Origin of the sequence: Micromonospora sp. CPCC 206171 (assembly GCF_036906755.1) — a bacterium.
Classification (GTDB): Bacteria; Actinomycetota; Actinomycetes; order Mycobacteriales; family Micromonosporaceae; genus Micromonospora; species Micromonospora purpureochromogenes.
Genome location: NZ_JBAKHT010000019.1, coordinates 46,573 through 69,661, shown reverse-complemented (window position 1 = coordinate 69,661; position 23,089 = coordinate 46,573). Strand labels below are relative to the sequence as shown.

Below are 23,089 nucleotides of genomic sequence, written 5' to 3'. Positions count from 1 at the left end.
TGCCTCTCGTCCGCGCCGGCGCGGTCCGGCCGCGCCCCGCTGTCCGCGCTCACCGCTCGCTCCCCGCGCCGCTCACCGGCAGGTCGGTGAAGAAGCAGGTGCGGTGCCCGGTGTGGCAGGCCGCCCCCACCTGGTCGACGCTGACCAGCAGCGCGTCGCCGTCGCAGTCCAGCGCGACCGAGCGGACGTACTGGTGGTGGCCGGAGGTGGCCCCCTTGACCCAGTACTCCTGCCGGCTGCGCGACCAGTAGGTGGCCCGGCCGGTGGTCAGCGTCCGGTGCAGCGCCTCGTCGTCCATCCAGGCGACCATCAGCACCTCGCCGGTGTCGTGCTGGCGCACCACCGCGGCGACCAGGCCGTCGGGGGTGCGGCGCAGCCGGGCGGCGACGGCCGGATCGAGGCGCGACGGGCGCACCCCGCCGGCGTCGGCGTCGCTTCGGGAAGAGTCAGTCACGGGCACAGTGACCCATTGTCCCGCACGCGGTGCGGGGACCTGCGGGGCGTACCCGCCCCGGCGGGCGGCCCGGGTGAGTTGGGCGACGTAGCGGTCCAGCCGCCCGTCGGCGAGCGCCGCGGCCAGGTCCGGCCCGGCCACCTCCGCGACCCGGTCGGCGTACGGGCGGACCAGCGGGACGATCCCGGCGACCAGGCGCGCCGCGGCGGCCCCGAGCTGGCCGGTGGAGGCGGGGCGCAGCCCGAGGCAGAGCAGCATGTCGTCGCGGTAGCCGGGCGGGGCGACCGGCAGCGCGAGCGCGGCGGCGAAGGCGCCCCGCCGGGACACCACCCGGACGCTCGGGTTGGCCAGCCGCAGCACCGAGGGGCAGAGCCGGGCCAGGTCGGCGGCGGCCAGGCGTACCGCGAGATGGTCGCCGGTGGCGCGGGCGCCGGCCACCTTGCCCAGCGTGGCCACCAGCTCCTCCAGCCGGGGCTGGTCGGCGGGCTGGCAGAGCACCGGCAGGTCGATCCGGGGGCGCCAGCCCTCCTCCGCCCAGAGCAGCCGGACCGGCGCGGTGACCGGCAGGCCGAACGCCCAGTCGGCCGGCTCGCCGAGCCGGTCCACCCACGAGCGGACGTCGCGGGCGGCCACCGACACGTGCACCAGCCGGCCGTCCACCTCGACCAGGTACGCCTGCCGGGCGGCGTACGGGGTGCGGCCGGTGGACCGGCCCCCCGAGGTGGGCGGGGCGGGCCGGTCGTCGTCGGCGACGAGCAGATCGAGGTCCACGTCGCTGTGTGCGGTGGCGGCCCGTCGGGCGTGGCTGCCGCGCAGCAGGATCCCGACGACGGGGCGCTCGGCGCCCTCGCGCAGCCGGGTCGCCCAGTCGTCGAAGAAGGTGCCCGTCAACAACGGAGCGTGATCCACTGCGCCATCGTGCCGCGCGCCCGATCGGGCCGCAATGCCCGATGACGGACACGGTGTCCGATGACGGACACCCTGTCCGATCGGGAGGGCTAGTGCCCTACCGTCCGCATTGATGCCTCCGGATACCTTTCGCCCGCCACCGCGCCGACGGGAACGGCCGCGCCCAGCCGGTCCCGCTGCTCGGGGGTGAGCCGGATGTCGGCCGCCGCGGCGTTCTCCTCCAGGTAGCGGACCCGCTTGGTGCCGGGGATCGGCAGGATGTCCTCGCCCTGGGCCAGCAGCCAGGCCAGCGCGGCCTGCGCCGGGGTGCAACCGATCTCCTCGGCCACCGCGCGCACCGCCGCGACCAGCCGCAGGTTGGCGTCGAGGTTGCCCTCGGCGAAGCGCGGCACGCCGGCTCGCCAGTCGTCGGCGGCGAGCTGGTCGCGGCCGCTGATCGCCCCGGTGAGCAGCCCCCGCCCGACCGGGGAGTACGCCACCAGCGCCACCCCCAGCTCCCGGCAGGTGTCCAGCATCTCCCCCTCGACGTCCCGGGTGAACAGGGAGTACTCCATCTGCACCGCGGTGACCGGGTGCACCGCGTGCGCCGCCCGCAGCGTCGCCGGGCTGACCTCGCTGAGCCCGATCAGGCGGACCTTGCCGGCCTCGACCAGCTCGGCCAGCGCGCCGACGGTCTCCTCGATCGGGGTGCGCGGGTCGCGCCGGTGCAGGTAGTACAGGTCGATGGTGTCGACCCCGAGCCGGCCCAGCGAGGCGTCGCAGGCCTCGCGGGCCCAGGCGGCGCTGCTGTCCACGTACGCGCCGGGGGTGCCGGTGCCGCCGAAGCTGTCGCCGCTGGTGCGGTTGCCGAACTTGGTGGCCAGGAAGACCTCGTCGCGGCGGGCCCGCACCACCGGGGCGAGCAGCCGCTCGTTCGCGCCGGCGCCGTACATGTCTGCGGTGTCCAGGTGGTTGACGCCCAGGTCCAGGGCCCGGTGCAGGGTACGGGTGGATTCGGCGTCGTCGCGACCGCCGTAGGCGAAGCTCATCCCCATGCAGCCCAGCCCGATGGCCGAGACCTCGGGGCCGGTGGCCCCCATCCGGCGGCGGATCATCGGCCCTCCTCGGCCCGGCGGTAGAGGTCGATCTTGTAGTTGAGCACCTTCAGGTCCTCCTCCAGTTCGGCCATCCGCGCCAGCACCCGGGCCCGGTGCGCCTCGAACAGCGCCCGGCGGGCGCCGAGCGTGCGGTCGCCCTGCCGGGCCAGTTCGGCGTACCGGCGCATGTCGCGCACCGGCATCCCGGTGCGGCGCAGCCGGGTGAGCAGGAGCAGCCAGTCCAGGTCGGCCTCGGTGTAGCGGCGGCGCCCCGCCGAGTCCCGGCCGACCGGGGCGACCAGCCCCTCCTGCTCGTACCAGCGCAGCGTGTAGGTGGTCAGGCCGACCCGGGCCGCCGCCTCGCCCACGGAGAGGGCCGGTTCCTGCGTGCTGATGTCCACGCCACCCAGGCTTCCAGTTCGAGAGCACTCGAAGTCAACCGTTGCGCCGGCACGGGTATCTCATCTAGCGTTGAGTTCAACAGCTGATGAGTTTTGGAGGTGGGCGGTGGAGGACGCGATCACGGTCCGGGACCTGGTCGTCGACCGGGGCCGGCGGAGGGTGCTGCACGGCATCGACTGCACCGTCCCCCGGGGCTCGGTGACCGGGCTGCTCGGGCCCAGCGGCAGCGGCAAGACCACCCTGATGCGGGCGGTGGTGGGGGTCCAGGTGATCGACTCCGGCACGGTCACCGTGCTGGGCCGGCCGGCCGGCTCGGCCGATCTGCGCCACCGGGTCGGCTACCTGACCCAGGCGCCCAGCGTCTACGCCGACCTGACGGTCCGGGAGAACGCCCGCTACTTCGCGGCGCTGCAGGGCCGGCACGCCGCCGACGCCGACCGGGCGATCGCCGACGTCGGGCTGGCCGACGCGGCCACCCAGCTGGTGGGCACCCTCTCCGGCGGCCAGCGCAGCCGGGCCTCGCTGGCCTGCGCCCTGGTCGGCGACCCCGAGCTGGTCATCCTGGATGAGCCGACGGTCGGCCAGGATCCGGTGCTGCGGGCCGACCTGTGGGCCCGGTTCCACGAGATGGCGGCGGCCGGCACGACGCTGCTGGTGTCCAGCCACGTGATGGACGAGGCGGCCCGCTGCGACCGGCTGCTGCTGATCCGGGAGGGCCGGCTGGTCGCCGACGACACTCCCGACGCGATCCGGGAGCGCACCGGGGTCGACGACCTGGAGGAGTCGTTCCTGCGGTTGATCCGGTCGAGCGAGGCGGGCCAGCGGCCCGTCGGCAAGGAGGCGTGATGAGTGCGAGGATCCTGGCCGTCACCACCGGGCGCATCCTGCGCCAACTGCGGCACGACAAGCGCACGGTGGCGCTGCTGGTGGTGGTGCCGACGGTGCTGCTGACCCTGGTCTACTACATGTACGCCGACCAGCCCACCGCCCCCGGGCAGCCGTCGACCTTCGACCGGATCGCCCTGATCATGCTGGGCTTCTTCCCGTTCATCGTGATGTTCCTGGTGACCAGCATCGCGATGCTGCGCGAGCGCACCACGGGCACGCTGGAACGGCTGCTCACCACGCCGCTGCACAAGCTCGACCTGCTCTTCGGCTACGGCATCGCGTTCGGGCTGGCCGGAGCGGTGCAGGCGGCCATCGCCGCGGGCGTGGCGTACTGGCTGCTCGGGATGGAGACCGCCGGCAGCGCCGGGCTGGTCATCCTGGTCGCGGCGCTGAACGCCGTGCTGGCCGTGGCGCTCGGGCTGTTCTGCAGCGCCTTCGCCCGCACCGAGTTCCAGGCGGTCCAGTTCATGCCGGTCGTGGTCGCCCCGCAACTGCTGCTCTGCGGGCTCTTCGTGCCGCGCGGCCAGATGGCCGGCTGGCTCCAGGCGGTCAGCGACGCGCTCCCCCTGTCGTACGCGGTCGAGGCCCTGCAGGAGGTCGGCGCGCACGCCGAGTCCACCGGCACCATGTGGCGGGACGTGGCGATCGTCGCCGGCGCGGCGGTGGCGGCGCTGGTGCTCGCGGCCGCGACCCTGCGGCGGCGCAGCGGATGACGCCGCGCCGCACCGGCCGGCGCCCCGGCAATCCGGACACCCGGCAGGCCATCCTCGCGGCGGCCCGGACGACCTTCGCCGAGCGCGGCTTCGACGCGGCCTCGATCCGGGTCATCGCCGCCGCCGCCGGGGTCGATCCGGCCCTGGTGCACCACTACTTCGGCAGCAAGGAGGAGCTCTTCCGGGCCACCGTCGAGATCCCGCTGGACCCGGCAGAGCTGCTCCCCGTCGTGCTGGCCGGCGGGGCGGACGGCGTCGGTGAGCGGCTGGTCCGGACGTTCCTCGGGGTGTGGGACTCGCCGGCCGGCAAGGCGGCGGTGGCCCTGCTCCGCTCGGCGGTGAACAACGACTGGACGGCCCGGCTGCTGCGCGAGTTCCTGGTCACCCAGGTGCTGCGCCGGGTGCTCGACCACCTCGACATCCCGCCGGCGGAGCTGTCGCTGCGCGGCTCGCTGGTGGCCACCCAGATGATCGGCCTGGCCATGATGCGGTACGTCATCCGGCTGGAGCCGGTGGCCTCCGCCGACCCGGAGACCCTGGTCGCGGCGCTCGGCCCGACCGTGCAGCGCTACCTCACCGGCGACCTGGCCTGACCGTCAGCGCCCGTCGGCCACCGGTCGGGCGCCGGCCGCGCGCGCGCAGAGCATCGGGTGCAGCAGCCGGGACAGCGCCGCCGGGTCGGCCACCGGGTGCGGGAAGGCCAGCCGGGCCCGCCGCCGGTCGCCGGGCCCGCCGTACGCGACCACCAGGCCGTACCGGTCCAGCCGCACCACCCGGGGCCGGCCACCGGTCAGGCCGAGGTGGCCGCGCAGGTACGCGGTGACCTGCGCCTCGTGATGGTCGGTGAGGTCGGCCAGCAGCTCGGGCTCGATCGCGTGCAGCGGGTCCGGCTCGGCGGCGGCGTACTCCCCGGGGTCGACGCGGCGCACGGAGTCGGCGCCCTCCAGGCGGGCCTCGGCCACCTCGAAGCGGTGCAGCCGGAAGCGGGTGCCGACGTCGAGCAGGTCCCCGGTCGGGTCGACGGCCGCGAAGTCGGCCGCGGCGCGCCGGGCCTCCGCGTCCCGCAGCGGCGCGGCCCAGCCGGAGACCCAGGCCCGGCCGAGCGACGGCGCACCCGGCGCCGGTGGCAGGTCCAGCACGTCGAGCACCACGGCGACGTCGTCGTCGACGCCGGGGTCCAGCTCGGCGGCGAGGTCGCTGACCACCGGCACGAGCATCAGCACCCGTCCCTGCGGGTCGGTGGCGTGCCGGACGTGGTACGGGCCCGGGCGGTGCGCGAGGTGCACCAGACCGGGCAGCCGACCGGCGACCAGGGTACGGACGATCTCGGCGGGGCTCGGTCCCATCGGGGCACCTCCTGCATAGGTTAGGCTTACCTAAGTAGCACCCTAGAACACCCGAGCGGAGACGTCCACGTGAACCACCCCCGCCCCAAGGCCCGCCTCTCCCGGGCCCTCGGCATCCCCCTGACCCGTAAGTGCGTCCAGTACCTCGAACGCCGCCCCTACCCGCCGGGCGTGCACGGCCGGGCCCGCCGGCGGACCTCCGACTACCAGGTTCGGCTGCTGGAGAAGCAGCGGCTGCGGCACCAGTACAACGTCAGCGAGGTACAGCTGCGCCGCGCCTTCGACGAGGCGGCGCGGGGCGCCGGCAAGACCGGCCAGACGCTGGTCGCGCTGCTGGAACGGCGGCTGGACGCGGTGGTGCACCGCGCCGGCCTGGCCCGCAGCATCTACCAGGCCCGGCAACTGGTCGCCCACGGCCACCTCACCGTCGACGGGCGCAAGGTCGACCGGCCGTCGTACCGGCTGCGGCCCGGTCAGGTGGTCGCCGTCCGCGAGCGCAGCCGGCAGCTGCCGCCCTTCCAGCTCGCCGCCACCGGGGCGAACGCGGAGGAGGGGCCCGGCCGGCCGTACCTCTCGGTCGACCTGACCGGCCTGCGGGCCACCCTGCTGCGCGAGCCGGCCCGGCACGAGGTGCCGGTGGTCTGCGACGAGCAGCTGGTGGTCGAGCACTACTCCCGGTGAGCCGACCGGATCCGGCGCGCCACGCGCCGGATCCGGCTCACCGGGTCAGCGGGTCTGCTCCAGCCAGGAGGCGTAGAGCAGGGCGTAGACCGACTCCGGGTCGCGGACCAGCGCGTCGTGCGGGCCGCGCTGCACGATCCGGCCCCGGTCGACCACGATCACCTCGTCGGCCGCCTGCGCGGTGGAGAGCCGGTGCGCGATGGCCAGCGTGGTCCGGCCGCGGGTCACCGCGTCCAGGGTGCGCTGCAGGCGTACCTCGGTGGCCGGGTCGACGGCGCTGGTGGCCTCGTCGAGGACCAGCAGGTCCGGGTCGGCCACGTACGCCCGGGCGAGCGCCACCAGCTGCCGCTCCCCCACGCTCAGCGACTCGCCCCGCTCGCCGACCGCGGTGGCCAGCCCCGACGGCAGGCCGTCCAGCCAGTCGGCCAACCCCAGCTCGGTGAAGGCCGCGGTGAGTTCCGCGTCGGTCAGCTCGGGGCGGGCGAAGCGGACGTTGTCGCCCACCGTGGCGTCGAAGAGGAAACCGTCCTGCGGCACCATCACCACCCGCGCGCGCAGCGAGTCGAACCGCACCCGGTCCAGCGGCACCCCGGAGAGCAGCACCTGCCCGTCGGTCGGGTCCATCAGGCGGGTGAGCAGCTTGGCGAAGGTGGTCTTGCCGCTGCCGGTCTCGCCGACCACCGCCACCCGGCTCTTCGCCGGGATGTCGAGGGTGACGTCGTGCAGCACCGGCGGGCCGCCCGGGTACGCGAACGTCACCCCGGCGAAGCGGATGTCCAGCGGGCCCGGCGGCAGCTCCCGCCCCTGCTCGCCCGGGTCGGCCACGTCCGGCGCGACGTCGAGCACGTCCAGCACCCGACGCCAGCCGGCGATGGCGTTCTGCGCCTCGTTGAGCACCTCGGTGGCGATCTGCACCGGCTGGATGAAGAGCGTGACCAGGAACAGGAACGCGGTGAGCTGGCCGATGGAGAGCGACCCGTCCACGCCGAGCAGCACCCCGAGGACCACCACGCCGGCCAGCGCCAGGCCGGCGGCCAGTTCCCCCACCGAGCTGCCCAGGATGCTGATCCGGATCGCCCGCTGCTGGGCGTGCTGCTGCCCCTCGATCGCGGTGTCGAGCCGCCGGGCGGTGCGCCCCGCGATGCCGTACGCCCGGATGACCGGCGCGCCGACCACGCTCTCGGCGATGGTGCCGAGCAGCGTGCCCATCCGCTGCCGGACCACGCCGTAGGCGGCGCCGAGCCGGCGCTGGAGCTGCCGGATCACCAGCACCGCCGGCGCGAAGGCGACCAGCACCACCAGGGTCAACTGCCAGGAGTACGCCAGCATCACGGCCGTGGTGACCAGGAGCTGACCGAGGTTGACGAGCAGGATCACGCCGCCCCACTGGAGGAACTGGGTGATCTGGTCGACGTCGCTGGTCACCCGGGAGACCAGCGACCCGCGCCGCTCGGACTGCTGGTGCAGCATCGACAGGTCGTGCACGTGCCGGAACGCCCGGGTCCGGACGTTGGCCAGCGCGGTCTCGCTGACCGTGAACAGCCGGCGCATCATCAGGTAGCCGCAGGTGGTGGTGACCACCAGTACGGCCGCGGTCACCGCGACCACCCGCCACACCACGGCCAGGTCCAGGCCGCCGACGATGCCGCCGTCGATACCCCGTTGCACCGCGACCGGCACGGCCACCCGGCCGACCATGTACACCAGGGCCAGCGCGAGGGTGCCGGCCAGCCCGGTCCGCAGCTCCGGGGAGAGGGCCAGCCCGCGCCGCAGCGTCCGCCAGGTCGTCTCGGAACGCTCCTGCGGCTCCTCGCGCCGCTCCGGCTCCACGGTCGTCACGCTCACCGGGCCGACCTTTCGTTCGCGACTGCGGGGCTCCGCTCCGCTGCACTCCTCGCGCTCACCGGTCCACCTCGATCTCCAGGCCCGAGGTCAGCGGCGCGACCTCGTCGTACGTGCGGTTCTGCTCGCGCTCGTGCTCGGCCTGCTCGTACGCGGTCACCAGATCGGCGTAGCCGGGCACGGTGGCGAGCAGCTCGGTGTGCGGGCCCCGGGCCACCACCCGCCCCTGCTCCACGTAGATCACCTCGTCGGCGAGGGCGATGGTCGCCCGCCGGTACGCGACCACCAGGATCGACGCGGCCGCGCCCTGCCCCCCGGCCGGGGCGCGCAGCCCGGCCAGGATGGCCGCCTCCACCCTCGGGTCGACGGCGCTGGTCGCGTCGTCGAGCACCAGCAGCCGGGGCCGGCCGGCCAGCGCCCGGGCCAGGGTGAGCCGTTGCCGCTGCCCGCCGGAGAGCGACGTGCCCCGCTCGCCGACCATGGTGTCCAGCCCCTCGGGGAGCGCGGCGACGAAGCCGTCCGCCTCGGCCAGGCGCAGCGCGGCCCAGACGTCGTCGTCGCCGATGCCCGGCCGGTCCAGCGTGATGTTGGCCCGCACGGTGTCGTCGAAGACGAACGGCACCTGGGCGACCAGGGCGACCGTCGCCGCCAGCGAGTCCGCGGCCAGCTCACGCACGTCGACGCCGTCCAGGGCCACCGTGCCGGCGCGCGGGTCGACCAGGCGCACGGCCAGCGAGGCGATGGTGGACTTGCCGGCGCCGGTCGGGCCGACCAGGGCGACCGTCTTCCCGGCCGGCACCGTGAAGGTGACCTCGCCGAGCACCTGGGTGCCGGGCAGGTGCGCCTCGGCCGGCTCGTAGGAGAAGCAGACGTCGGCGAAGGCGAGCGTGGCCGGCGTCGGCTCGGCCGGGTCGAGCCGACGCTCGCCGTACGGCATCTCGCCGGTGGCGTCCAGGACCCGGCGGACCCGGTCCCAGCCGGCGACGCTGCGCGGCAGCTCGGCGAGGACCCAGCCGATGGCCCGCACCGGGAAGGCCAGCACGGTGAAGAGGAAGGCGACGCTGACCAGCTCGGTGACGCTGATCGCGCCCGCGCGCAGCCGGAACGCCCCGACCACCAGCACGGCGAGGGTGCCGAGGCTGGGCAGGGTCTCCAGCAACGGGTCGAAGACGCCGCGCAGCCGGCCGACGGAGATCAGCGCGTCGCGCAGTTCGCCGGCCCGGGCCGAGAACCGGGCGGTCTCCTCGGCCTCGCGGCCCATCGTCTTGACCACCAGGGCGCCGTCGAAGCTCTCGTGGGCGATGCCGCTGACCTCGGCGCGCAGCCGCTGGGCGCGGGCCTGCCGGGGCGCCATCCGCCGGGAGTAGACCACGTTGAGCGCGAAGAGCGCGGGGAAGACGGCCAGCCCGACCAGGGCCAGCGCCCAGTCGGTGAGGAAGAGCGAGACGACCGCCCCGACCAGCATGACCAGGGTGCCGACCGCGAAGGGTAGCGGGGCGATCGGGTACCAGGCCGCCTCCACGTCCGAGTTCGCGTTGGACAGCAGGGTGCCGGTGGCGTTGCGCTGGTGCCAGGCCAGCGGGAGGTCGAGGTAGCGGCGGGTGACCCGGCGCCGGTAGGCGGCCTGGAGGCGGAACTGCATGTAGCCGGCGCCGAGCCGGCGACCGAAGATGCCCACCACCCGCAGCACGCTGATGCCGAACAGCGCCGCCGCGGCCAGGGCCAGCGCGCCCGTCCCGACGGAGCCGCGGGCGATGGCCGGGACCACCACCTCGCCGACCACCGCGCCCACCACGTACGCGCTGGCGATGACCATGAGGCCGAAGAGCACGCTGCCGCTCACCGCCACCGCGAAGATCCGCGGTTGTTCCCGGATCGCCCGACCGAGGACCCACAGCCCCCTGCCGAGCACGTCCCGACTTGTCCCGCTCGCCACACTGTCCCCCGCCGTAAGCCGCCCTGTTCCCCCTCATCCTTACCGCTCCTGGCCACCTCCGCCGACCCGGACCCGGTATGTCCGCCGTCACGTGCGCTCCGGCATACTCCGGCGCGCCCCGGTCACCGCGGCCCGCGCTCCGACGCGCCGACACCGGCCGGCGCGCCTACCATCACCCTCATGCCGCGGTACGCCCGATCGGAGCGCGAGGCGCTCGTCGATCTCATGCTGGAGCTGGGACCGGACGCACCGACCGTCAACGAGGGGTGGACGACCCGCGACCTCGCCGCCCACCTGGTGGTGCGGGAGCGTCGCCCGGACGCCGCCGGCGGCATCGTGCTGCCGCCCCTGCGCGGGCACGCCGAGCGGGTGCGCCGGCGGGTCGCCGCCCGCCCCTGGGCGGAGCTGGTCGGCCTGGTGCGCCGCCCGCCGCTGTGGAGCCCGGTGAGCAACCCGCTCACCGACGAGCTGGCCAACACCCTGGAGTTCTTCATCCACCACGAGGACGTCCGGCGGGCGGCGACGGGATGGCGGCCGCGTGACCTGCCGGCCGGCCTGCGGGCGCGGCTGTGGAAGCCGGCCTCCCTGATGGCCCGGGCGGCGTTGCGCCGGTTCCCGGCCGACCTGCTGGTGCAGGCGCCCGGTCACGGCGAGCTGTCGGTGGGGCGGGGCGGCGAACGGCTCCGGCTGGTCGGGTCGCCGGGCGAGCTGGCCCTCTTCCTCTCGGGCCGGCAGCGGGTGGCCCGGGTCCAGGTCGACGGCGCCGCCGGCCTCGCCGACCGGCTCCGCCACGCCTCGCTCGGCCTCTGACCTCCCGACCCGACGCCGGCGGAGGCGCGCGACCAGACGCCGCGCGGCCCGGTCCGGCTCGGCCCGGTGATCAGAAGTGCTCTTCGGCAGCGCGACGGATTCCGGCCAGAGCTCGACGATTGCCGCCGGCGGCGGTTCCGGTGTGCGGAACCGGTCACGAAGAGTTTCCCACCATGCGCGCCGAGCGATTCCCGCCAATGTGAGGTGTCGTACTCTTCTGCGCGCCGATCCCGTGCCGGGCGGCGGACGAGGGGGACACCATGCGCGGCATCGCCGGGTCGGGACTGCACGAGCCCCCCTTCCTCGCCCAGCGGCATCCCGCCACCGGCCGGGTCGCCGCGGAGAGCCTGACCTGGGCCCGGAGCCTCGGGCTGGTGGAGGACGGGCCGCGCTGGCACCGGCTGCGGGCCGCCGACGCCGCCGAACTCGCCGGCCGGGCCTGTCCACGGGCGCCGGTCGACCGGCTGCGGCTGCTCACCGACCTGATCACCTGGCTGTTCGTGGTGGACGACAGCTGCGACGAGGACGACCTCGGGGCCGAGCCGGGCCGGCTGGCACCGACCGTCGGCGCGCTGCTGGACGTCCTCGACCGGCACGGCGCCGACGGCGAGGCGGCGCCCGCCGCCGGGCCGCTGGGCGTCGCGCTGGCCGACATCTGCCGCCGGGTACGCGAGCACCGCCGCCCGGCGCTGCTGCTGCGGCTGGTGGCCCAGCTGCGGGAGTACCTGCTGGCCCTGCTCTGGGAGGCGGCCAACCGGCAGCACCGGCGGGTGCCGGAGTTGACCGAGTACCTCCAGCTGCGCCGGCACACCGGCGGCGTACGCCCCAGCCTCACCGTGACCGACCTGGCGTACGACGTCCGGCCCGGGCCGGAAGGGCGCACCGACCCGGCGGTGATCGCCCTCGACGACCTCACCACCGACCTGGTCTGCTGGTGCAACGACCTCTTCTCGCACCGCAAGGAGCTGCGCGGCGCGCCCGACCCGCACAACCTGGTCACCGTCATCGCGGCCCGCACCGGGCAGGACGTCGACACCGCCGTCCGCACGGCGGCCGGACTGTTCAACGACCGGCTGGACCGCTACCTCGTCGGCGAGGCGGCGCTGGGCGGTGATCCGGCCCTGGCACCCTTCCTGGAGGTCCGCCGGTCCTGGATCCGGGCCACCTACGACTGGTCGCTGCGGGCCGTCCGGTACGCCTGAGCGTTCCACCTCGCGGGACACAGTCGGCTCACAGCTTTCGGGGCTAGCCGAGGCCCCCGTGCAGGCAATACTCTTCGGTAACCGCAGAACGGCGTGACCCCCGTCACGTCCATCCACCCCCCTGAAGGCGGCTACAGCGATGGCTCTCGATGTACCGTACCGTTCCATCCCCGACATGTTCCTCAAGCGCGTGGCCGCCACCGGAGACCGGCACGCGTTCGCCCACCCGGGTCCGGACGAGTCCGGCCCCGTCTGGCTGACGTGGGAGCAGGTCGGACAGCGGGCCAAGGCGGTCGCCGCCGGCCTGCACGCGCTGGGCGTCGGCCAGGAGGATCCGGTGGCGATCCTGGCCAACACCCGGCTGGACTGGGTGATCGCCGACTTCGGCATCATGTGCGCCGGCGGCGCGACCACCACGGTCTACCCCACCACCGAGCCCGAGGACGCGGTCTACATCATCGCCGACTCCGGCTCCCGGGTGCTCTTCGCCGAGAACCCGGCCCAGGCTGCCAAGATCGCCGGAGCGGATCTTCCCGCGCTCACCCACGTGGTGCTCTTCGACGGCGCCGCCGACCCGGCCGCGGCCGTACCCCAGCTCACCCTCGCGGAGCTGGAGGAGCAGGGCGCGGCCCGGCTGGCGGCCGAGCCGGACCTGATCGAGCGGCTGGTCGCCCCGATCGGCCCGGAGCACCTGGCCACCCTGATCTACACCTCGGGCACCACCGGCCGGCCCAAGGGCGTCGAGCTGCTGCACGGCGGCTGGTGCTGGGAGGGCGTGGCGCAGGCCGAGATGGGGCTGCTGCGCGACGACGACCTGCAGTACCTCTGGCTTCCGCTGTCGCACTCGTTCGGCAAGACGCTGCTCTGCGGCGCCACCCACGTGGGCCTGCCGACGTACGTGGACGGGCGGATCGACAAGCTGGTCGACCTGCTCGGCGTGGTCCGGCCGACGCTGATGTGCGGCGCGCCCCGGGTCTTCGAGAAGGTCTACAACAAGGCGGTCACCACGGCCCAGAGCGCCGGCGGCGCGAAGGCGAAGATCTTCGCCTGGGGCGTCCGCGTCGGCAAGGAGAAGGTCGCGCTGGAGCAGGCCGGCCAGCCGGTCCCGGCGGGGCTGAAGCTGAAGTACGCGCTGGCCGAGAAGCTGGTCTTCAGCAAGCTCCAGGCCCGCCTCGGCGGCCGGATGCGGGTGCTGGTCTCCGGCGCGGCGCCGCTGAGCAAGGAGATCGCCACCTTCTTCGCCGCCGCGAACCTGCCCATCTCCGAGGGGTACGGCCTGACCGAGACCAGCGCCGGCAACTTCGTCAACCCGCCGGAGGGGCTGCGCATCGGCACCGTCGGCAGGGCGATGGGCGACCTGGAGTGCCGGATCGACACCGACGGCGAGATCCTGGTCAGGGGCACGCCGGTGATGCGCGGCTACCACAACCTGCCCGAGGAGACGAAGGCCGCGTTCACCGAGGACGGCTTCTTCCGCACCGGCGACATCGGCAGCCTCGACGACGACGGCTACCTGCGGATCACCGACCGCAAGAAGGACCTGGTCAAGACCTCCGGCGGCAAGTACATCGCCCCGTCGCACATCGAGGGCATGTTCAAGGCGATCTGCCCGTACACCTCGCAGGCGATCGTGATCGGCCAGGCCCGCAACTACTGCACCATGCTGGTCACCCTGGACCCGGACGCGATCAAGGGCTGGACGGCCGGCGGCCCGCTGGAGGGCCGGGACTACGCCGAGGTGGTGGCCTCCCCCGAGGCGAAGACCATGGTCGAGGAGTACGTCGCGCAGCTCAACGCGAAGCTCAACCGGTGGGAGACGATCAAGAAGGTCAGCATCCTGCCGCGCGACCTGACCATCGAGCACGGCGAGATCACCCCGTCTCTCAAGATCAAGCGGCGGGGTGTGGAGAGCAACTTCGCCGCCGAGATCGACAAGATGTACGAGGGCACGTTGGCCGAGCTCTGACCGCCTCGGGTGGCCGTGGCCGGTTCCTCGCCGGGCACGGCCACCCGGGGCGTCCGCTCACAGGTGCTCGCCCCGCCACCTGCTCTGCTCGGCCTCCGACGCCTCCTGCTCCGCCAGCGCCACCTGCCGGGTCCGGCGCCGGCGCGGGCCGTCGACCATCGTCTGCGCCCCGGTGGAGGCGACACAGACCAGCGCCAGCAGCCCCACCGCGGCCAGTTCCGGCACCCCGCTCGACAGCGGCCCGAGGGCCGCGAGCAGCACCACCGTCGCCAGCGCCACCCACCGCACCTCGCCCCACGCCCGCCACCCCAGCCCGGCCAGGCCGAGCAGGTAGACGGCCACCCCGCCGTGCAGTACCAGCACCCAGAAGCCGCCCAACGGCTCCCCCCAGTCCGGCGTGCTCGGATCCGCACCCTCGCTCAGCAGATCCTTGAGTCCCAGCGCGACGAAGATGATCCCGGCGATCAGCGGCAGGTGCAGGTAGGTGTACGCGTCGCGGGCGAGGCGGGCCCGCGCGGCGGGTTCCCGGGTGCCATGCAGCGCCTGCTCCAACGCGAGCGCGAGGGTGTCGAAGTAGGCCCACCACAGCGCCGAGACGACCGCGATGCCGAGCACGGCGGAGACCATCACCGGCCAGGTCAGCGGCAGCTCGGTGACGAACCGCGGGCCGAAGCCCAGCGCGATGACCGACTCGCCGAGCGCGACCAGCACGATCAGCGCGTGCCGTTCCGCCCAGTGCCCGGCCGACAGCACCGCCCAGTACGCGCCGCCCAGCAGCACTCCCGTCCCGTACTCGACCAGGAGGGCCGACGTCCACAGCAGCAGCCGGAACCACCCCTCGACGGCCCCGTCGGCGACCCGGTGCGGCACCAGGGCGGCGGTCACCAGCAGCGCGGTCGCGATCACCGGCGGGCTGGACAGCAGCAGCCACCGCCGGCGGCGGGCCGGGTCGGGCCACTCCACCCAGCCGAGGACCGCCAGCTGCGACATCCGGACCAGGAAGTAGCAACCGGCGAAGACGAGCGGGCCGTTCAACCCGCCCGGCCGGTCCACGAACGCCGTGGGCATGCTCAGCGCGAGCAGGAAGGTGGCGGCCAGGGTGACGAAGCCGATCAGCGGCAGCACGCCCTGGTCGGTGCGGACCGCGTTGCCGACGATGGCGAACCCGGTCCAGCACCACCAGAGCAGCGACAGCACCAGCAGGCAGCCGACCAGGGTGGCAACCGACGGCCGGCTCGACGTGACCGTGGTGACGGTGAGGAAGGCGAACACGAAGACGACGTCGTAGTACAGCTCCAGCCGGGTGGTCCGGGACCCGGGCGCGCCGGGGCGGACCCCGCGCGACCAGCGTTGGCCTCCGCCCGCCGCGCCCGGCCGCCGGTCCGCTGCCCCCACCCCCGCAGTGTCCCAGCCGGCTCGGCGCGGCCGGGGTGGATCGCAGCAACCCCACCCGGGCGGGCGGGCGCCTAGCGGTCGGGCGTCGGAGCGGAGCCGTGCTCGGCGAGGAAGGCGTCACGCAGCTTGCGCCGGGCGTCGCCGAAGAGCACCACCTCCACCACGATCATCCCGACGCAGACCACGGCCAGCAGCCCGAGGGCGGCCAGTGCCGGCAGGTGGTCGGCGACCGGGATCAGCAGCACCAGCAGCGCGGCGGTCACCGCCCGCGGCCGGTTGACCGAGCGCATGTTGCGCAGCCGGAAGCCGAGGTGGCCGAGGAGGTAGAGGATCACCCCGCCGTAGAGGGCGTACAGGCCGATGCCGTGCAGCGGGTCGGTCAGCTCGTGCTCGGTGCCGTCGCCCACGTACGACATGACCTTCTTCAAGCCGAGGGCGAGCAGGATGATGCCAGCCACCATCGGCAGGTGCAGGTACGTGTAGGAGTCGCGGGCCAGCGCGGCCCGCTCGGCGCCCTCGGCCCGGGCCAGCACCCGCTCGGCGGCGATCGACACCACGTCGAAGTACGCCCACCAGAGCGCGCCGGCCACCGCGATGCCGAGGAACGACGCGACGATGATGGGCCAGGAGATCGGCAGCGCGGTCACCCCGACGCCGATCGCCACCAGCGACTCGCCGAGTGCGACGATGATGATCAGCCCGTGCCGCTCGGTCCAGTGGGCGGCCGAGTAGACCTGCCAGCCACGCGCGCCGATGGCCATGATGCCGCCGTAGTCGACGGCGAGGGCGAGCACCCAGAGCGCCGTCCGGAAGACGTCCTCCTGGTGCGCGGAGTCGGCGAGCTGCTGGGGCAGCAGTGCGGCGGTGAACAGCAGGGTGGCCCCGGCCAGCATCGGCAGGGCCGCCCGCAGCAGTTGCCGGCGCAGCGCGGCGTCGTCCCGGGCCCGGGCGGCGTGCCAGTAGACCACCAGGTGCAGCACCCGGACCACCAGGTAGCCGGCCGCGAAGACGGCCGGGCCGGAGAGCCCACCGGGCAGGTCCGTGAACGCCTCGGGAATGGTCACCGCGACGACGAACATGGTGCCCATCACCGCGAACAGCGCCACCCGGACCACACCCTCGTCCGCGCGCACCGTGTTGCCCAGCCAGGCGTAACAGCACCAGCACCACCAGAGCAGGGCCAGCAGGAGCAGCCCGTGCAGCGTGCCCCACCAGGTCAGGTCCCCCGCCATCAGCGCGGTCACCTGGGTGAGCGCGTAGACGAAGACCAGGTCGAAGAAGAGCTCCAGCGGGGTGACCGAGGCGCCCTCGGTCACGGCCCGCATCCGCGGCGCGCGCCGCGTCGTACCGCCGTTCGTCACGGCGCACAGTCTGGCAGCCGGGCCTGCGGCGTGGCGTCCCCGGTGGGTCCGCCGCGCCGGGCTCAGGCGATGACCGTCGCCTCCCGCCACTGCGGACGCCCGGCCCGGTCCAGGTCGTAACGGACCGCGGCGAGCCTGCCCACCGCCTCGACCAGGTCGGCGGCGGGCAGGGTGAAGGGCAGCCGCAGGAAGCGTTCCAGCGTCCCGTCCAGGCCGAACCGGGGGCCGGGCGCCAGGCGTACGCCGACCTCCTCGGCGGCCCGGGCCAGCGCGCTGGAGATCGGGCCGTCCAGCTCGGCCCAGAGGGTGACCCCGCCGTGCGGCGCGGTGACCCGCCAGTCGGGCAGGCGCTGCGCGAGCGCGTCGAGCAGGGCGTCGCGCTGCGCGGCGAGCTGGGCCCGGCGGGCGGCGACGATGGTCGGCGCGTCGGCGAGCAGGTGCACCGCGACCAGCTGGTCCAGCACCGGGCTGGCCATGTCGACGCCGACCCGGGCCGCGGCCAGCCGCTGCACCTGCGGCGCGGAGGCGCGTACCCAGCCGATCCGCAGCCCACCCCAGTACGGCTTGCTCATCCCGCCGATGCTGATCACCCGGCTGTGCCGGTCGAAGGTGGCTACCGGCGGGGGCAGCTCGGTGCCGTCCAGCGGGAGATCCACGAACGACTCGTCGACGACCAGGTCGGTGCCGGCGGTGTGCGCGGCGGCGACCACCCGTTCGCGCAGCTCGGCCGGCATCAGGTGACCGGTCGGGTTCTGGAAGTCCGGAATCAGGTAGGCCAGCTTGGGCCGGACCTGGCGGATGCTGCCCAGCAGCAGGTCGGCGTCCCAGCCGGCCCCGTCGACGGCCAGCCCGTGGGTGGTGATCCGGGCCCGCCGGGCGGAGAGCGCGGCCAGCGCGTTGGGATAGGTCGGGGACTCCACGAGCACGCTGCCGCCGGGCGCCAGCGCCAGCCGGAGCACCAGGTCCAGGGCGTGCTGGGTACCGCTGGTCACCATGATCTGCTCGGCGCTGGTGGGCAGCCCCCGCGCGGTGTACGACCGGGCGACCGCCTCGCGCAGCTCGATGATCCCGGTCGGGTGGTAGCCGGCGCCGCCGAGATAGCGGGGCAGATCCTCGGCGGCGGCCCGGGCGGCGGGCACCAGCTGCGGCGGGGCGGCCAGGGCGGCGACGCCCAGGTCGATCATGTCGCGGTCGTCCAGCGGGGTCCACAGCCCGGTGCTGGCCACCCGGTGGGTGCCGGGCAGCATGGTCCAGCTGCCGGCCCCGCGCCGGCTGGCCAGGTGCCCGGTCTCCCGCAGCTGCCGGTAGGCGGCGGTGACCGTGGTCCGGCTGATCCGCAGCGCCTCGGCCAGCTCCCGCTCGGCCGGCAGGCGTACCCCGAGGGGGAGCCGGCCGTCGGCGAGCAGGCCGCGGACCGCGGCGGCGAGCGCGGCGTAGTCCGGGCTGCGCCGACGGCCCGGCAGCGCGTGCCACTGCCCCAGCAGCCGAGCCAATTGGGCTCCCCGCACCTGGCTGGTCACGGCCACCCCTCCCGAATTGGCTCTTCTCTCGCCACGATTGGCACCTAGGGTGGCATGCATGGCAGCGATTGGCAATCTGCGGCACCGGCCGGTCCGGCGGCTCACCCAGCTCTACGCCGGGCTGGTCCTCTACGGCGTCAGCATGGCGCTCATGATCCGCTCCGGCCTCGGGCTGAACCCGTGGGACGTCTTCCACCAGGGCCTGTCCCGACAGACCGGCATCTCGGTCGGCACGGCGAGCATCCTGGTCGGCGCGGTGGTGCTGCTGCTCTGGATCCCGCTGCGGCAGCGGCCCGGGCTCGGCACGGTCAGCAACGTGGTGGTGATCGGCCTGTCCGTGGACGCCACCGTGGCGCTGCTCCCAGCGGACCTGCCACTGCCGGCGCGGATCGGCCTGCTGGTCACCGGCATCGTCGCCAACGGCATCGCGACCGGCCTCTACCTCGGCGCCGACCTCGGCCCCGGCCCGCGCGACGGCCTGATGACCGGGCTGGTCGCCCGGCGCCCGGGCAGCTCGGTGCGGCTGGTCCGCACCGGCATCGAGGTGACCGTGCTGGCCCTGGGCTGGCTGCTCGGCGGCACGGCGGGCATCGGCACCGTCGCGTACGCCCTCGCCATCGGTCCGCTGGCCCAGTTGTTCACCCCGCTGTTCGCCGTCGCACCCCGGTCCACCCCCGACACCCCGGTGGCCACCCTCGCTGAGCTGCGCTGACGTCACGGCGGGAAAGTAGGTGTTTCCTCAGCCGATCCCGCCGGGCATCATTCGTGCATGGGGGAGAGCGGATGGCGCTGGACGGACGCCTGGATCTTCGTGTCACTGGTGATCGCGAGCGGTGCCGGACGGCACCGCCGCGCGGCGGACACCCGACGCCCGGAGGGCGTCCGGCTGACCGACGTCCTCTCCACCGCGGAGCACCTCAACCAGGCGATCCCGGAGCGGGAGGACGTCGAGGCGGCGGTCCGCCGGCTGGCCGGCGCCGGCCTGGTCAGCGTCTCCGACGGCTGGTTCCGGATCACCCCCGACGGCGAGCGGCTCTGGCGTACCCGGCCGAGCGCGGGCGTGGGGACCACGGTGGACACCGTGCAGGGGGTTCTGGTCCGGCGGCACATTCCCGGTAGCGCCGAGTGGCACCTGCCCGAGGAGGACCACGCCGCCGCCGTCCAGGAGTACATCGTCCGGTCGATCCCGGCCCCGCGCCGCTCGCCGGAGGGGCGGACCGGCCGCTGAGCCGCGGAGGCGTTGGCGGCGACGGCGGCGCGGAGGCGACGGCGGGCTGGCCGGTTAGGCGGAGCGAGGCCGGTGCGGACGGTGGGGCCAGCGGCGCAGGCAGGCTGGCCGGTTGGCGACGCGAAGGCCACGACCGCCTACCGGAGGCCGCGCAGGCGAGCCGGCGGAAGGCACCACGCTGGTCAGCGTGATACCTCAGAGTCATATTGATACCTGAGAGGTATCACGCTCACACCGACCTTGTCTCTTGACCTTGACACGCCCGGGGGGCCCAGGATCAAGGCGCCCTGGCCGACGCCGACCCCGCCGGCGCGAGCGGTCCACGGCTGCGCAATGGGTCCGCGGTCACACCTGCCGTTGCCAACGGTCCGCGCGTCACACCCGTCGGCACTCGATCGACGGCCGCATCGCCGTCGGTGCGCGGGGCAGGGCGGCAGACGCGGTTGCGCGGGGCAGGGCGGCAGACGTGGGCGCGCGGGGCAGGGCGGCAGACGCGGGCGCGAGGTGATGCCGCGCCTCGCCGGGCTGCGGCTCAGCGCACCGGGTGACCCGCGGCCTTCAGCGCGTCCTTGACCTCGCCGACGGTCAGCTCGCCGAAGTGGAAGACGCTCGCCGCGAGCACCGCGTCGGCGCCCGCGCCGATGGCCGGCGGGAAGTGCGCCACCTCGCCGGCGCCGCCGCTGGCCACCACCGGCACGTCCACCACCGCGCGGACCGCCTGGATCAGCGCCAGGTCGAAGCCGGCCTTGGTGCCGTCGGCGTCCATCGAGTTGAGCAGGATCTCCCCCGCCCCCAGCTCGGCGCCGCGCCGCGCCCACTCGACCGCGTCCAGGCCGGTGCCCCGGCGGCCGCCGTGGGTGGTCACCTCGAACCCGCTGGGCGTGGTGCCCGCCGGTGCCCGGCGCACGTCCAGCGAGAGCACCAGCACCTGCCGGCCGAACCGGTCGGCGATCTCGGCGATCAGCTCCGGGCGGGCGATCGCGGCGGTGTTCACCCCGACCTTGTCCGCGCCGGCCCGCAGCAGCGTGTCGACGTCGGCGACCTGCCGTACGCCGCCGCCCACGGTCAGCGGGATGAAGACCGACTCCGCGGTGCGCCGGACCACGTCGAGCATGGTCCCCCGGTCGCTGGCGGAGGCGGTGACGTCGAGGAAGGTCAACTCGTCCGCGCCGGCCCGGTCGTACGCCGCGGCCAGCTCCACCGGGTCGCCGGCGTCGCGCAGGTCGAGGAAGTTGACCCCCTTGACCACCCGCCCGGCGTCCACGTCCAGACACGGGATCACCCGTACCGCCACCGTCATGTGGCGAGCCTATCCAACCGGCCCGCGGCGGCGACCGACCTGTGAGGCCGGCCACCGCCGCGCGCCGGATCGGGACTCACACCCGGACGAGCATCTTGCCCAGGTTCTCGCCGCGCAGCAGGCCGAGGAACGCCTCGGGGGCGTTCTCGATGCCGTCGACGACCGTCTCGTCGTACGAGAGGCTGCCGTCGCCCAGCCAGCCGGAGACGTCCCGCACGAACTGCTCGCGCAGGTTGCCATGGTCATTGACGAGGAAGCCGCGCAGGGTGAGCCGCTTGCCGATGACCATCGCCAGGTTGCGCGGGGCGGCCGGCGGCTCGGTGTCGTTGTACTGCGCGATCATGCCGCAGATGGCGGCCCGGCCGTGCAGCTTCATCGCCGAGATCGCCGCCTCCAGGTGGTCGCCGCCGACGTTGTCGAAGTAGACGTCGATGCCGTCGGGGGCGGCCGCCTTCAGCGAGTCGCGTACCGGGCCGTCGTGGTAGTCGAAGGCGGCGTCGAAGCCGAGCGCCTTGAGCCGCTCGACCTTGGCCGCCGAGCCGGCGCTGCCGACCACGTGCCCGGCGCCCTTGAGCTTGGCGATCTGGCCGACCAGGCTGCCGACCGAGCCGGCGGCGGCGGAGACGAAGACGCTCTCCCCCGGCTTCATGCCGGCCACGTCGAGCAGCCCGGCGTACGCGGTCAGACCGGTCATGCCGAGCACGCTCAGGTACGCGCTCACCGGCGCGATCGTCGGATCGACCGGGCGGGCGGCCTTGGCGTCGAGCAGCGCGTACTCCCGCCAGCCGAGGCCGTGCAGCACGGTGGCGCCGACCTTCACGCCGTCGGCCTCGCTGGCCACCACCTCGCCGACCGCGCCGCCGTCGAGCGGCGCCCCGAGCTGGAACGGCGGAACGTACGACTTCACGTCGTTCATCCGGCCCCGCATGTACGGGTCGACCGACATGAACTGGTTGCGGACCACGATCTGGCCCGGGCCGGGCCTCGGCACCTCGGTCTCGACGAGGCGGAAGTTGTCGGCGGTCGGCCAGCCCTGGGGGCGGGAGGCCAGGTGGATCTCGCGGTTGGTGCTCACGGTGTCGTCCTCTCGTACGCGGGGGTCAGGGCCGGGCGGCGCTCAGGCCGCGGCGGCCTCGCGGACGGTGAGGGCGACCTCGATGTTGCCGCGGGTCGCGTTCGAGTACGGGCAGACCTGGTGGGCCTGTGCGACCAGCTGCTCGGCGGCGGCGCGCTCGACGGCGGGCAGGTCGACCAGGAGGGCGACGGTCAGCCCGAAGCCGCCGCTGCCGTTCGGGCCGATGCCGACCTCGGCCTCGACCACCGAGCCGGCGACGTCGGCCTTGGCCTTGCGGGCGACCAGGCGCAGCGCCGAGTGGAAGCAGGCCGCGTAGCCGGCGGCGAAGAGCTGCTCGGGGTTGGCCGCGCCACCGGCGCCGCCCATCTCCTTCGGGACCGCCAGGTCCAGCTCGACGGTGCCGTCGGAGGTGCGGACGTGGCCGTCGCGGCCGTCGCCGCTGGCGAGGGCGGACGCGGTGTAGAGCACCTGCATGGTCACTGCTCCTTCTGTCGGTGGATCGTCTCGGTGACCCGGGTGAGGGTGTCGCGCAGGGCGATCAGCTCGGCCTGGGTGAGGCCGGTGGCGCGGGCGACCCGCAGCGGCACCTCGTCCATCCGCTGCCGCAGGGCCCGACCGTCGGCGGTGAGCCCCACCTCCACCCGTCGCTCGTCGCGCGCCGACCGGGACCGGATCACCAGGCCCGCCGCCTCCAACCGCTTGAGCAGCGGGGAGAGCGTGCCGGAGTCCAGCCGCAGCGCGGCGCCGAGCTCGGAGACCGTGGGGGCGTCCTCGCGCTCCCAGAGCACCAGCAGCACCAGGTACTGCGGGTAGGTCAGGCCGACCTCGTCGAGGATGGGCCGGTAGACGTCGGTGAGGGCGCGCGACGCGGCGTAGAGCGCGAAGCACACCTGTCGACGTAGCACCAGATCATCGGTCACCGGCAAACCGTAGCCCACGATTGAGTTGTGCACAACCGATCCGGCCGCGGTGTGGCCACGCCCAC

The 23,089-nt window shown here is 74.4% G+C and carries 22 protein-coding genes and 1 pseudogene; 9 read left to right on the top strand and 14 right to left on the bottom strand.

The window, feature by feature from the left end; genetic code table 11:
• Positions 1-49: 49 nt before the first annotated feature.
• The 4 genes and pseudogenes from hisI to V6U89_RS21075 form a co-directional block, all read right to left on the bottom strand.
• Complete coding sequence (gene hisI, locus V6U89_RS21090; protein ID WP_442933963.1) at positions 50-460, bottom strand: phosphoribosyl-AMP cyclohydrolase; 411 nt, start codon at positions 458-460, stop codon at positions 50-52.
• A 168-nt stretch (positions 461-628) separates the two neighbouring features.
• A pseudogene (locus tag V6U89_RS21085) lies at positions 629-952 on the bottom strand (phosphoribosyl-AMP cyclohydrolase); the annotation flags it as partial.
• A gap of 500 nt (positions 953-1,452) precedes the next feature.
• On the bottom strand, positions 1,453-2,457 hold the full coding sequence (locus V6U89_RS21080) for an aldo/keto reductase (RefSeq protein ID WP_334573076.1): 1,005 nt from the start codon (positions 2,455-2,457) through the stop codon (positions 1,453-1,455).
• Positions 2,454-2,840, bottom strand: a complete 387-nt coding sequence (locus V6U89_RS21075; protein WP_334573075.1) for a MerR family transcriptional regulator — start codon at positions 2,838-2,840, stop codon at positions 2,454-2,456. The genes V6U89_RS21080 and V6U89_RS21075 overlap by 4 nt, the downstream gene beginning before the upstream one ends.
• 106 nt (positions 2,841-2,946) lie before the next feature.
• On the opposite strand from V6U89_RS21075, the gene V6U89_RS21070 reads away from it, so the two are divergent.
• From V6U89_RS21070 to V6U89_RS21060, 3 genes are read left to right on the top strand one after another with little or no spacing between them, the layout of a single operon-like run.
• Complete coding sequence (locus tag V6U89_RS21070; RefSeq protein ID WP_334573074.1) at positions 2,947-3,687, top strand: ABC transporter ATP-binding protein; 741 nt, start codon at positions 2,947-2,949, stop codon at positions 3,685-3,687.
• Positions 3,687-4,442: an ABC transporter permease gene (locus V6U89_RS21065; protein WP_334573072.1), complete on the top strand. Its 756-nt coding sequence runs from the start codon at positions 3,687-3,689 to the stop codon at positions 4,440-4,442. The genes V6U89_RS21070 and V6U89_RS21065 overlap by 1 nt, the downstream gene beginning before the upstream one ends.
• Positions 4,439-5,035 (top strand): TetR/AcrR family transcriptional regulator, encoded by a 597-nt coding sequence (locus V6U89_RS21060; protein ID WP_334573071.1) that lies wholly within the window; start codon positions 4,439-4,441, stop codon positions 5,033-5,035. The genes V6U89_RS21065 and V6U89_RS21060 overlap by 4 nt, the downstream gene beginning before the upstream one ends.
• Positions 5,036-5,038: 3 nt before the next feature.
• On the opposite strand, the gene V6U89_RS21055 is transcribed toward V6U89_RS21060, so the two are convergent.
• Positions 5,039-5,788 carry a DUF2470 domain-containing protein gene (locus V6U89_RS21055; RefSeq protein WP_334573070.1) on the bottom strand — a complete coding sequence of 250 codons (750 nt, stop codon included), beginning with the start codon at positions 5,786-5,788 and terminating at the stop codon, positions 5,039-5,041.
• A gap of 69 nt (positions 5,789-5,857) precedes the next feature.
• On the opposite strand from V6U89_RS21055, the gene rpsD reads away from it, so the two are divergent.
• Positions 5,858-6,469, top strand: a complete 612-nt coding sequence (gene rpsD / locus V6U89_RS21050) for a 30S ribosomal protein S4 (RefSeq protein ID WP_334573069.1) — start codon at positions 5,858-5,860, stop codon at positions 6,467-6,469.
• A gap of 45 nt (positions 6,470-6,514) precedes the next feature.
• Here rpsD and V6U89_RS21045 read toward each other — a convergent pair whose 3' ends face one another.
• Positions 6,515-8,314 (bottom strand): ABC transporter ATP-binding protein, encoded by a 1,800-nt coding sequence (locus tag V6U89_RS21045; RefSeq protein WP_442933961.1) that lies wholly within the window; start codon positions 8,312-8,314, stop codon positions 6,515-6,517.
• A gap of 55 nt (positions 8,315-8,369) precedes the next feature.
• Positions 8,370-10,247, bottom strand: a complete 1,878-nt coding sequence (locus tag V6U89_RS21040; RefSeq protein ID WP_334573068.1) for an ABC transporter ATP-binding protein — start codon at positions 10,245-10,247, stop codon at positions 8,370-8,372.
• A gap of 180 nt (positions 10,248-10,427) precedes the next feature.
• On the opposite strand from V6U89_RS21040, the gene V6U89_RS21035 reads away from it, so the two are divergent.
• The 3 genes from V6U89_RS21035 (at position 10,428) to V6U89_RS21025 (ending at position 14,225) form a co-directional block, all read left to right on the top strand.
• Positions 10,428-11,057, top strand: coding sequence for a TIGR03085 family metal-binding protein (locus V6U89_RS21035; protein WP_334573067.1), 630 nt, complete (start codon positions 10,428-10,430; stop codon positions 11,055-11,057).
• Positions 11,058-11,317: 260 nt separating this feature from the next.
• The gene (locus tag V6U89_RS21030; RefSeq protein ID WP_334573066.1) at positions 11,318-12,259 is read left to right on the top strand and encodes a terpene synthase family protein; all 942 of its coding nucleotides are present in this window, start codon (positions 11,318-11,320) and stop codon (positions 12,257-12,259) included.
• 139 nt (positions 12,260-12,398) lie between these two features.
• Entirely contained in the window at positions 12,399-14,225 is a 1,827-nt protein-coding gene (locus V6U89_RS21025) for an AMP-dependent synthetase/ligase (protein ID WP_334573065.1), read from the top strand.
• Between the two features lie 57 nt (positions 14,226-14,282).
• Here V6U89_RS21025 and V6U89_RS21020 read toward each other — a convergent pair whose 3' ends face one another.
• The 3 genes from V6U89_RS21020 to yczR all read right to left on the bottom strand — a co-directional run bounded on the left by V6U89_RS21020 (position 14,283) and on the right by yczR (position 18,501).
• A complete protein-coding gene (locus V6U89_RS21020; RefSeq protein WP_334573064.1) occupies positions 14,283-15,620 on the bottom strand; it encodes a low temperature requirement protein A in 1,338 nt (445 codons plus the stop codon).
• A 71-nt stretch (positions 15,621-15,691) separates the two neighbouring features.
• The gene (locus V6U89_RS21015) at positions 15,692-16,981 is read right to left on the bottom strand and encodes a low temperature requirement protein A (RefSeq protein ID WP_334573063.1); all 1,290 of its coding nucleotides are present in this window, start codon (positions 16,979-16,981) and stop codon (positions 15,692-15,694) included.
• Positions 16,982-17,043: 62 nt separating this feature from the next.
• Complete coding sequence (gene yczR, locus V6U89_RS21010; protein ID WP_334573062.1) at positions 17,044-18,501, bottom strand: MocR-like transcription factor YczR; 1,458 nt, start codon at positions 18,499-18,501, stop codon at positions 17,044-17,046.
• A gap of 58 nt (positions 18,502-18,559) precedes the next feature.
• Here yczR and yczE point away from each other — a divergent pair, with 58 nt between their 5' ends.
• A complete protein-coding gene (yczE, locus tag V6U89_RS21005; protein ID WP_334573061.1) occupies positions 18,560-19,213 on the top strand; it encodes a membrane protein YczE in 654 nt (217 codons plus the stop codon).
• Positions 19,214-19,270: 57 nt separating this feature from the next.
• Entirely contained in the window at positions 19,271-19,729 is a 459-nt protein-coding gene (locus V6U89_RS21000; protein WP_334573060.1) for a hypothetical protein, read from the top strand.
• Between the two features lie 532 nt (positions 19,730-20,261).
• Here V6U89_RS21000 and hisF read toward each other — a convergent pair.
• The 4 genes from hisF to V6U89_RS20980 form a co-directional block, all read right to left on the bottom strand.
• Positions 20,262-21,029 carry an imidazole glycerol phosphate synthase subunit HisF gene (gene hisF, locus V6U89_RS20995; RefSeq protein ID WP_238449456.1) on the bottom strand — a complete coding sequence of 256 codons (768 nt, stop codon included), beginning with the start codon at positions 21,027-21,029 and terminating at the stop codon, positions 20,262-20,264.
• A 76-nt stretch (positions 21,030-21,105) separates the two neighbouring features.
• A complete protein-coding gene (locus tag V6U89_RS20990) occupies positions 21,106-22,104 on the bottom strand; it encodes an NADP-dependent oxidoreductase (protein ID WP_334573059.1) in 999 nt (332 codons plus the stop codon).
• 42 nt (positions 22,105-22,146) lie between these two features.
• Positions 22,147-22,578 carry an organic hydroperoxide resistance protein gene (locus tag V6U89_RS20985; RefSeq protein WP_334573123.1) on the bottom strand — a complete coding sequence of 144 codons (432 nt, stop codon included), beginning with the start codon at positions 22,576-22,578 and terminating at the stop codon, positions 22,147-22,149.
• A gap of 2 nt (positions 22,579-22,580) precedes the next feature.
• Positions 22,581-23,024 carry a MarR family winged helix-turn-helix transcriptional regulator gene (locus V6U89_RS20980; RefSeq protein ID WP_334573058.1) on the bottom strand — a complete coding sequence of 148 codons (444 nt, stop codon included), beginning with the start codon at positions 23,022-23,024 and terminating at the stop codon, positions 22,581-22,583.
• Positions 23,025-23,089: the final 65 nt, after the last annotated feature.

Coding starts and splice junctions, on each gene's coding strand:
- V6U89_RS21080 (WP_334573076.1), bottom strand. CDS start 2,457: ATGATCCGCCGCCGGATGGGGGCCACCGGCCCCGAGGTCTCGGCCATC.
- V6U89_RS21065 (WP_334573072.1), top strand. CDS start 3,687: ATGAGTGCGAGGATCCTGGCCGTCACCACCGGGCGCATCCTGCGCCAA.
- V6U89_RS21060 (WP_334573071.1), top strand. CDS start 4,439: ATGACGCCGCGCCGCACCGGCCGGCGCCCCGGCAATCCGGACACCCGG.
- V6U89_RS21055 (WP_334573070.1), bottom strand. CDS start 5,788: ATGGGACCGAGCCCCGCCGAGATCGTCCGTACCCTGGTCGCCGGTCGG.
- V6U89_RS21035 (WP_334573067.1), top strand. CDS start 10,428: ATGCCGCGGTACGCCCGATCGGAGCGCGAGGCGCTCGTCGATCTCATG.
- V6U89_RS21030 (WP_334573066.1), top strand. CDS start 11,318: ATGCGCGGCATCGCCGGGTCGGGACTGCACGAGCCCCCCTTCCTCGCC.
- V6U89_RS21025 (WP_334573065.1), top strand. CDS start 12,399: ATGGCTCTCGATGTACCGTACCGTTCCATCCCCGACATGTTCCTCAAG.
- yczE (WP_334573061.1), top strand. CDS start 18,560: ATGGCAGCGATTGGCAATCTGCGGCACCGGCCGGTCCGGCGGCTCACC.
- V6U89_RS21000 (WP_334573060.1), top strand. CDS start 19,271: ATGGGGGAGAGCGGATGGCGCTGGACGGACGCCTGGATCTTCGTGTCA.
- hisF (WP_238449456.1), bottom strand. CDS start 21,029: ATGACGGTGGCGGTACGGGTGATCCCGTGTCTGGACGTGGACGCCGGG.
- V6U89_RS20985 (WP_334573123.1), bottom strand. CDS start 22,578: ATGCAGGTGCTCTACACCGCGTCCGCCCTCGCCAGCGGCGACGGCCGC.